At 75.3% G+C, this 7480-nt stretch carries 7 protein-coding genes; 2 read left to right on the top strand and 5 right to left on the bottom strand.

Annotated features, from left to right (window positions below):
- Positions 1-34: 34 nt before the first annotated feature.
- The 3 genes from ACFU7Y_RS35795 to ACFU7Y_RS35805 form a co-directional block, all read right to left on the bottom strand.
- A complete protein-coding gene (locus tag ACFU7Y_RS35795; protein ID WP_380770857.1) occupies positions 35-865 on the bottom strand; it encodes an SDR family NAD(P)-dependent oxidoreductase in 831 nt (276 codons plus the stop codon).
- 101 nt (positions 866-966) lie between these two features.
- Entirely contained in the window at positions 967-1377 is a 411-nt protein-coding gene (locus ACFU7Y_RS35800; protein ID WP_380770858.1) for a PaaI family thioesterase, read from the bottom strand.
- 31 nt (positions 1378-1408) lie between these two features.
- Positions 1409-2032 (bottom strand): TetR/AcrR family transcriptional regulator, encoded by a 624-nt coding sequence (locus tag ACFU7Y_RS35805; protein ID WP_380770859.1) that lies wholly within the window; start codon positions 2030-2032, stop codon positions 1409-1411.
- Between the two features lie 73 nt (positions 2033-2105).
- Between ACFU7Y_RS35805 and ACFU7Y_RS35810 the strand changes: the two genes are divergently transcribed.
- Together ACFU7Y_RS35810 and ACFU7Y_RS35815 are read left to right on the top strand one after the other, a co-directional pair.
- Entirely contained in the window at positions 2106-2609 is a 504-nt protein-coding gene (locus ACFU7Y_RS35810) for a DUF1453 domain-containing protein (RefSeq protein ID WP_380770861.1), read from the top strand.
- Between the two features lie 42 nt (positions 2610-2651).
- The gene (locus ACFU7Y_RS35815; protein ID WP_380770862.1) at positions 2652-3158 is read left to right on the top strand and encodes a hypothetical protein; all 507 of its coding nucleotides are present in this window, start codon (positions 2652-2654) and stop codon (positions 3156-3158) included.
- Here ACFU7Y_RS35815 and ACFU7Y_RS35820 read toward each other — a convergent pair.
- Both ACFU7Y_RS35820 and ACFU7Y_RS35825 read right to left on the bottom strand, forming a co-directional pair.
- Complete coding sequence (locus tag ACFU7Y_RS35820) at positions 3155-6091, bottom strand: FAD-binding and (Fe-S)-binding domain-containing protein (protein WP_380770863.1); 2937 nt, start codon at positions 6089-6091, stop codon at positions 3155-3157. The two genes, ACFU7Y_RS35815 and ACFU7Y_RS35820, sit on opposite strands and share 4 nt — an antisense overlap.
- A 163-nt stretch (positions 6092-6254) precedes the next feature.
- Complete coding sequence (locus ACFU7Y_RS35825; RefSeq protein ID WP_380770865.1) at positions 6255-7259, bottom strand: glycosyltransferase family 2 protein; 1005 nt, start codon at positions 7257-7259, stop codon at positions 6255-6257.
- Between the last annotated feature and the right edge of the window lie 221 nt (positions 7260-7480).

The following is a 7480-nucleotide window of genomic DNA, read 5'->3' on the forward strand; positions in this document are numbered from 1 at the left end:
CGCCCGAGGAAGGGCGGGGCCGCGGGCGTGCCGGTCAGGGCGCCGGGACGGTGGGGCCGTGCGCCTCGACCGAGAGCTCCGCCCATGCGGCCCAGGTGGTGAGGCGGTCGGCGTAGACCTGCTGGACCATCGGGTGGCCCTGGGTGCCGAAGAACACCCGCAGCGGCGGCTGTTCGGCGTCGACGAGCCGGAGCAGGGCGCGGCCCGCCGCGGCCGGGTCGCCGAGGTCGAGCGACTGCGCGTAGGCGACGAAGGCGTCGCGCAGCCCGTCGTAGTGCGGGTCGGCCCCGGCGCGCACGGCGGAGGCGGTCGCATCGGTGGCGTAGCTGCCGGGCTCGACCACGGTCACCTTGACGCCGAACCCGGCGACCTCCTGGGCGAGCGCCTCGCTCAGGCCCTCCAGGGCCCACTTGGAGGCGCAGTACCCGCCGCCGAGCGGGAACGCGGCGACGCCGGCGACCGAGGAGATCTGGACGATGTGCCCGGAGCCCTGCGCGCGCAGCAGGGGCAGCGCGGCCTGGACGACCCGCAGCGGGCCGAACAGGTTGGTGTCCAGCTGGTCGCGCAGCTGTTCCTCGGAGAGCTCCTCGACGGCGCCGGACAGGCCGTAGCCGGCATTGTTCACGATCACGTCGAGCCGGCCGAAGCGCGCGTGTGCCTGCCGCACACTGCGGCCGACGGCGGCCCGGTCGGTCACGTCCAGCGGGAGCGGGAGCACCGCGTCCCCGTGGGCGGCGACCAGGGCGGCGAGGTTCTCGACGTTCCGGGCGGTCGCGGCGACCCGGTCGCCACGGGACAGCGCCGCCTCGACGAAGGCGCGGCCGAGGCCGCGGGACGAACCGGTGACGAACCAGACCTTGCTCATGTTTCCGCTCCACTGTGTCCGATGACTTGGTACTGGCATCAAGACACCTGCGGGCGCGCTGGTGTGACACCGGGGACGGAATCCGGGGGCGGGCGGTCAGGTCACCCCAGGGCGTAGACGGCGGTGGCGTGGGCGGCGGGGTCCTCGGCGCCCTCGGGGGTGAGGGCGATGTCGAGGAAGGCGATCCGGCGGCCGAGCTTGGTGATCCGGGCGTGCACCAGCACGTCCTGGGCGAGGACCGCGCGCTGGAAGGTGGTGGACTGCTGGACGGTGGTCATCGGGCCGAAGCCGCCGCGGGCCGACGCGACGGCGATCACGCAGGCCGTGTCGGCGGCGGCCATCAGCGCCTGGCCGGACAGCCCGCCGCCCTCGCGGGCGAGCCGGTCGGACCAGGGCAGGCGCAGGACGGCGTGGCGCTCGCCGGTCTCGGCGGTCGACAGGCCCAGGGCCTGCACCCAGGGGGCGAAGTGGTCGGTCAGGAGCTTGTCCGCCTTGGTGGTGGTGAGGGTCATCGCGCCATTGTGCCGGGGTGCCGGCGCGGTGTCAGGAGGTCGGCGCGGCCAAGGTGTCGAGGTGGCGGCGCAGTACCGCGTGCAGTTCGTCCGGGCCGACCAGGTCGGGGTGCTGGACGGCCTGGAGGGTGAGGCCGTCCAGCAGGGCGGAGAGCCTGCGGGTCTCGACGTCGAGGTCGAGGCCGGGGGCCAGGCCGCCGGAGCGTTCGGACTCGGCGAGGACGCGTCGGACCAGGTCGTCCAGTCCGGCCTGCATCTCGGCGGCGCGGGGCCGCAGGTCGGGCCGGGTCCGGGCGGCGGTGACGAAGGAGAGCCAGAGCGCGGACTCCTCCCGCCGTCCGGCGTCCAGCGGGAGGGTCTCGGCGAGCAGCCGGACGGTCCGCTCGCGGCGGTCGGTGCCGGCGGCGGCCGGGTCGAGCAGGGCGGCGGCGTGGACGCGGACGCGGGCCTCGATCCGGTGGGCCAGCTCACGCATCGCGAAGATCATCAGCTCCGAGCTGCCGGCGAAGTAGTGCCGCACCGAGCCGATGGCCAGTCCGGCCTCCTCGGCGACGTTGCGCAGTGAGGTGTGCTCCAGGCCTTCCCGGGCCGCGACGCGCAGGACGGCGTCGGCGACGGCCTGGCGGCGTTCGGCGGGGTCGACGATCTTCGGCATGTTGCCGTTATAGCACGGGTGAGCTAAATTGCTGATTTAGCACGGTCGAGCTACAAAAATTGGGGGAGTGGGCGTGAGCGGCTGGGTGCACGGGGGACTGATCGCCGTCGTGGTCGTGGTGGTGGTGATCCGGCGGCTGCGCGGCGAACCGCTCAACGCCCGGGACCTCTTCGCGCCGCCGGTGGTGCTCACCGGCCTCGGCGTGTGGGCGCTCGCGCAGCGGCACGGCCTCGGCGCGGCCGGCTACGGCTGGATCGCGGCGGGCGCCGCGCTCGGCGTCGCGCTGGGGGCGGTGCGCGGCGCCACCATCCGGGCCTACGAGCGGGAGGGCGTGCTGTGGCAGCGCTACACGGGGCGGACCTTCCTGGTCGCGGCGCTGTCGTTGGGCGTGATGGCCGGCTTCGCCATGCTCGCCGCCCGCTTCGGCCTGGCCCCGGACGCCCGGCCGGTCCAGCTGTCGATCGGCGTGGGCTTCCTGGGGGAGGCGCTGGTGGTCGGCTTCCGGGCGGTCTCCTCGGGGATTCCGTTCGCCCCGGAGCGGCGGGATCCGAACCCCTTGGACCGGTTCCGTCGGTAACTTTGGTTGTCGAGAGTGGATTCGGCAACTATGGTTGTCGGCATGACGACCGTGGAGATCCCCCACGAGGAGCAGGCCGAGCTGGCCAAGGCCCTCCTCGACGCGCTCGACCCCCTCGCCGCCGCCGTGCGCGCCCGCGCGACCGGCCTGCCCGCGGAACGGATGTGGGACGCCGAGCCGGTCGAGGTCGCCCTCTCCGTACTGTCCGCCTGGAAGCTGGTCGACGTCGAGGTCAAGCGGCTCGCCGCGGTCGCGGCCGCCACCGCGGGCTCCTACGGCGCCAGCTACGAGCAGCTCGGCGCCGCCTGGGGCATCACCCGGCAGGGTGCGCGGAAGAAGTGGCCGGAGGCCGTCAGCCGCCCGGCGGCGCGGCCTGGGTCGCTCGAACTGTTCGGTGGCACCGCCGAGTTGGCTGAGGACGAGGCCTCCGGCGGCTGGCGCTGGACGGCCACCGGCGCGGACGGGGAACGCGGTGAGGCGGCCGCCGGCCACCGGACCCGCGAGGAGGCCGCGGCGCACGCCGGGGCCTTCCTCGCCGCGCACGGCTAGGGCCGGCCCCGCAGCTCCCGGGCGATCAGCTCCGCCAGGTGCAGGGACTGCCGCCCGTCGGCGAGTTGGGCGATCTGGGTGCGGCAGCTGAAGCCGTCCGCCAGTACCACCGTCTCCGGCCCGGCGGCCCGGACCGCGGGAAGCAGCACCCGCTCCGCGATGGCCTCGGACACCTCGAAGTGTCCCCGCTCGAAGCCGAAGTTTCCCGCCAGGCCGCAGCAGCCGGAGTCCAGCACCCGGTTGTTCAGGTCGAGCCGTGCCTCCACCCGGCGGTCGGCGCCGCTGCCGAGCACCGCGTGCTGGTGGCAGTGGGTCTGGGTGACGGCGTCCAGCCGGATCCGGGGGAGCGGGGCGTCCGGGGCGTACTCGTCGAGGAACTCGGCGAAGGTGCGGATGCGGCCGGCGAGCGGGCGGCCCTCGGTGCCGAGCAGCCGGGGCAGGTCCTCGCGCAGGGTCGCGGTGCAGCTAGGGTCCAGGCCGACCACGGGGGTGTCGGCCGTGAGCCCGTCGGCCGCCCGCCCGTCCGCGTCGAGCACCCGCAGGCTGCGCCGCAACACCCTTCGGGCGGTGCCGAGTTGGCCGGTCGAGTACCAGGTGAGACCGCAGCACACCGGGCCGGAGGGCAGCCGGACGTCGAAGCCCAGGTGCTCCAGCACCTCGACGGCCGAACGCAGCACGTTCGGCTGGAGGCGGTCGGAGAAGGTGTCCGGCCACAGCAGCACCGGCCGGGCGCCCGCCGGGGCCGGGTGCACGGCGCGGTGTCGCCGGTACCAGGCGGTGAAGGTCTCGGGCGGGAAGACCGGCAGCACCCGGCGCCGGTCGATCCCGCCGAGCCGTTTGAGCAGCCCGCCGGCCCGGGAGCGGGCGAGCGTGTTGGCGGCCCCGGGCGCGAGCGCGACGGCCCGCAGCCAGAGCGGCAGCCAGCCCATCGAGTAGTGGGCGAGGGGGCGCGGCCGGTACCGGTAGTGCTGGTACAGGAACTCGGACTTGTAGGTCGCCATGTCGACGTGGACCGGGCAGTCGCTCGCGCAGCCCTTGCAGCTCAGGCAGAGGTCCAGCGCCTCCCGGACCTCCTCCGAGCGCCAGCCGTCCGGGATCGCGCCGCCGGCCCGGCGGCCGGGAGGCGTCCCCATCCCCCGCAGCATCTCGGCGAGCAGCCGGGCCCGCCCCCGGGTGGAATGCCGCTCCTCGCCGGTGGCCAGGTAGCTCGGGCACATCACCCCGCTGCCCGGGGCCACGCACTTGGCGACGCCCACGCAGCGGTGCACCGCCTCGACCAGGCTGCCGCCGTCCCGCTCGTACGGGAGCGCCAGCGGCAGCGTGCCGCGCGGGGCGGTGATGAAGCGCAGGTCGGCGTCGAGCGGGCGGGGATCGACCATGGCGCCGGGGTTGAGCAGGTTCTCCGGGTCCCAGATCCGCTTGAACCGGCCGAAGAGGTCGATGACTTCGGGCGGGTACATGCGCGGCAGCAGCTCGGCCCGGGCCTGTCCGTCGCCGTGCTCGCCGGAGAGCGAACCGCCGTACGAGACCGCCAGATCGGCCGCCTGCTCCAGGAACTCCCGGAAGACCAGCACCCCTTGGGGCTCGTCCAGCGGGAAGTCGATCCGCAGGTGCACGCAGCCGTCGCCGAAGTGCCCGTACGGGACGCCGTGCAGGCTGTGCCGGCGCAGCAGGGCGCGCAGGTCCCGCAGGTAGTCGCCGAGTCGCTCGGGCGGGACGGCGGAGTCCTCCCAGCCGGGCCAGGCCTGGCCGCCCCCGGGCAGCCGGGTGACGATCCCCGCGCCCGACTCCCGGACGGCCCACAGCTGGCGCTGCTCGACCGGGTCGGTGACCAGCGCGACGGTGGCCGAGCGCTCGCGGCGCACTGCGTCGGCGAGCCGGCGGGCGGCCTGGTAGGCGGCCAACGGGGTGTCGCCGCCGGTCTCCAGGAACAGCCAGCACTCGCCGTCGGGCAGTCGGTCCAGCGCCGGCGGGCGGGGCCCGGCGGCGAGCAGCGCGGCGATCAGGTCGGCCGCCATGCCCTCGGCGGTCAGCGGGCCGTACGGCAGCAGCGCCGGGACGGCGTCGGCGGCGGCGCCCTCGTCGGGGTAGCCGGCCACCACCAGGGCCCGGGCGGGCGGGTCCTCGACCAGGCGCACGGTGGCGCCGAGCAGCAGCGCGCAGGTGCCCTCGGTGCCGGTGAGCGCCCGGGCCAGGTCGTGGCCGTGCTCGGGCAGCAGCGCGTCCAGCGGGTAGCCGGAGGTGCGGCGGGGCAGCTGCGGCATGCCCTGCCGGATGACGGCGAGATTGCGGTCGGTGAACTCCTGGAGATCGGTGTGGAGTTGACCGACCCGACCGGGCCGCGCGGCGAGCGCGGCGCGCTCCCGGGAGGTGAGCCGCCCGCCGACGGTCAGCTCGGTGCCGTCCGCGAGCAGCAGCTCCAGCCGCTCGACGTTGTCGGCGGTGCGCCCCCAGGCGAGCGAGTGCGAGCCGCAGGAGTCGTTGCCGATCATGCCGCCGAGGGTGCAGCGGCTGTGCGTGGACGGGTCGGGGCCGAAGCGCAGCCCGTACGGCCTGGCGGCGCGCTGGAGGTCGTCCAGCACGGTGCCGGGCTCGACGCGCGCGGTGCGGGCCTCCGGGTCGAGCTCCAGTACCGCGCCGAGGTGGCGGCGGAAGTCCAGCACCACCGCACCCGGGCCGATCGCCTGCCCGCCGATGCTGGTCCCGGCCCCGCGCGCCACCACCGGCACCCGGTGGGCGCGGCAGAGCGCCAGCGCGGTGCGCACGTCGTCGAGGTCGGCGGGCTTGACCACACCGAGCGGCAACTGCCGGTAGTTGGAGGCGTCCTGGCTGTAGACGGTGCGCTCGGCGGCGCCGAAGCGGACCTCGCCGCGCAGCACGGCGGCCAGCTCGCGGGCCAACTCGGCTCCGGGGACGGCGGACGGACGGCTCACCAGGGACCTCCCGGGCGGTGCGGCGACGGCTCCGCCGATGATCGCAGGCTCGCGGCCCGGCGGTGTCACGTGACACCCTCAACGGCCGTGATCGACGAACCCGCGGCCGCGGATCCGGCCTTCCCCGATGCCTGCCGCGCCCGCCCGAGGCGGGCGGCTTGCGCTACTTCCGCCCGGTGAGCGTGCTGCGCGCGATGTGGGAGAGCTTGGCCACCTCGAAGGCCGGGTAGGCGCCGCCCGCCAGCAGCGAGAACTTGACACCCTCGCGGCCGCCCGGCCGGCGGTGGCCGGGCGGCTGGAAGCGGCGGTGGTGCTCGGCGGCGCGGTGGAAGAACTGCGGCCGCTCGGCGCGGGTGACGCAGCCCGCCAGGTCGAAGACGAACAGGTAGTGCCGGATCATCCGGACGAACAGCGCGTCGCGCACCGCGTACAGGTGCGGCTGGTCCTCCAGCAGGGCGAAGCTGCGCTCGTACTGCTCGAACAGGTCGAAGACGCTGCTGCCCGGGCCGCTCGCCGGGTGGACGGTCTCCCGGCGGCGCAGCTGGACGCACTCGCGCGCCAGCACGGCGGCCTTCCGGGCGCCGAGCAGCGCGGCGTGCGCGACCGGGACCTCCTCGTAGCGGCCGGGCGGGAAGGCCAGGCCCAGTTCGGCCCAGTGGCCGCGACGGACCAGCCGGTCCCAGATCAGCGGCGGCGCGCCGAACAGCGCGGGCCGGTCGAGGGGCGCGAACGGCTCGGGGCCGGCCTCGGCGAGCAGCGCCTCGGCCCCGCCGGGCCAGTCCCGGTCCTGGTGCCGGCGGGAGTGGCCGAACAGCAGCACGTCCACCGGGCCGGTCTGCCTGAGCCGGTCGGCGAGCGTCTGGAGCGCGTCCCGGGGCAGCAGGTGGTCGGCGTCCAGGAACAGCAGGTACTCGCCGGTCGCCCGCGCCGCCCCCGCGTTGCGGCTCGTCCCGATCCCGACCGCCGCGTTCAGGTGCAGCACGGACACCCGCGGGTGGCGGGCCGCGTACGCGTCGGCGAGCCCACCCGCGGTCTCCGGGGAGCGGTCGGCGACCACGATCACCTCGATGTCGGCCAGGGACTGCGCGAGCAGCGAGTCCAGGCAGGCGGCGAGCTGGGTGTGCTGGTCGTAGGCGGGGAGCACGACGCTGATCAGGGGTGAGGGCATGACGCCGGAGCGTAAGAGGGCCTGCGAACCGTGGCAAAGCCGTGACGGCCCGTCATTCCGAGCAATCAGTGGCAAATCGTACGAGCGTGCGCCATATCTTCACGCCGCCTTCCGGACGTGTCCACGCCACCGACCTGGGGTGATGCGCGCCGGGCCCGCGACGCGGGGTGCGTCGCGGGCCCGGGAGGCCGAACGGGTTCGGCTCAGTACCAGTGGTGGGC

It is taken from the genome of Kitasatospora sp. NPDC057542 (assembly GCF_042801945.1).
In the GTDB taxonomy this organism is placed as follows: domain Bacteria; phylum Actinomycetota; class Actinomycetes; order Streptomycetales; family Streptomycetaceae; genus Kitasatospora.

Coding starts and splice junctions, on each gene's coding strand:
- ACFU7Y_RS35795 (WP_380770857.1), bottom strand. CDS start 865: ATGAGCAAGGTCTGGTTCGTCACCGGTTCGTCCCGCGGCCTCGGCCGC.
- ACFU7Y_RS35800 (WP_380770858.1), bottom strand. CDS start 1,377: ATGACCCTCACCACCACCAAGGCGGACAAGCTCCTGACCGACCACTTC.
- ACFU7Y_RS35805 (WP_380770859.1), bottom strand. CDS start 2,032: ATGCCGAAGATCGTCGACCCCGCCGAACGCCGCCAGGCCGTCGCCGAC.
- ACFU7Y_RS35815 (WP_380770862.1), top strand. CDS start 2,652: ATGACGACCGTGGAGATCCCCCACGAGGAGCAGGCCGAGCTGGCCAAG.
- ACFU7Y_RS35825 (WP_380770865.1), bottom strand. CDS start 7,259: ATGCCCTCACCCCTGATCAGCGTCGTGCTCCCCGCCTACGACCAGCAC.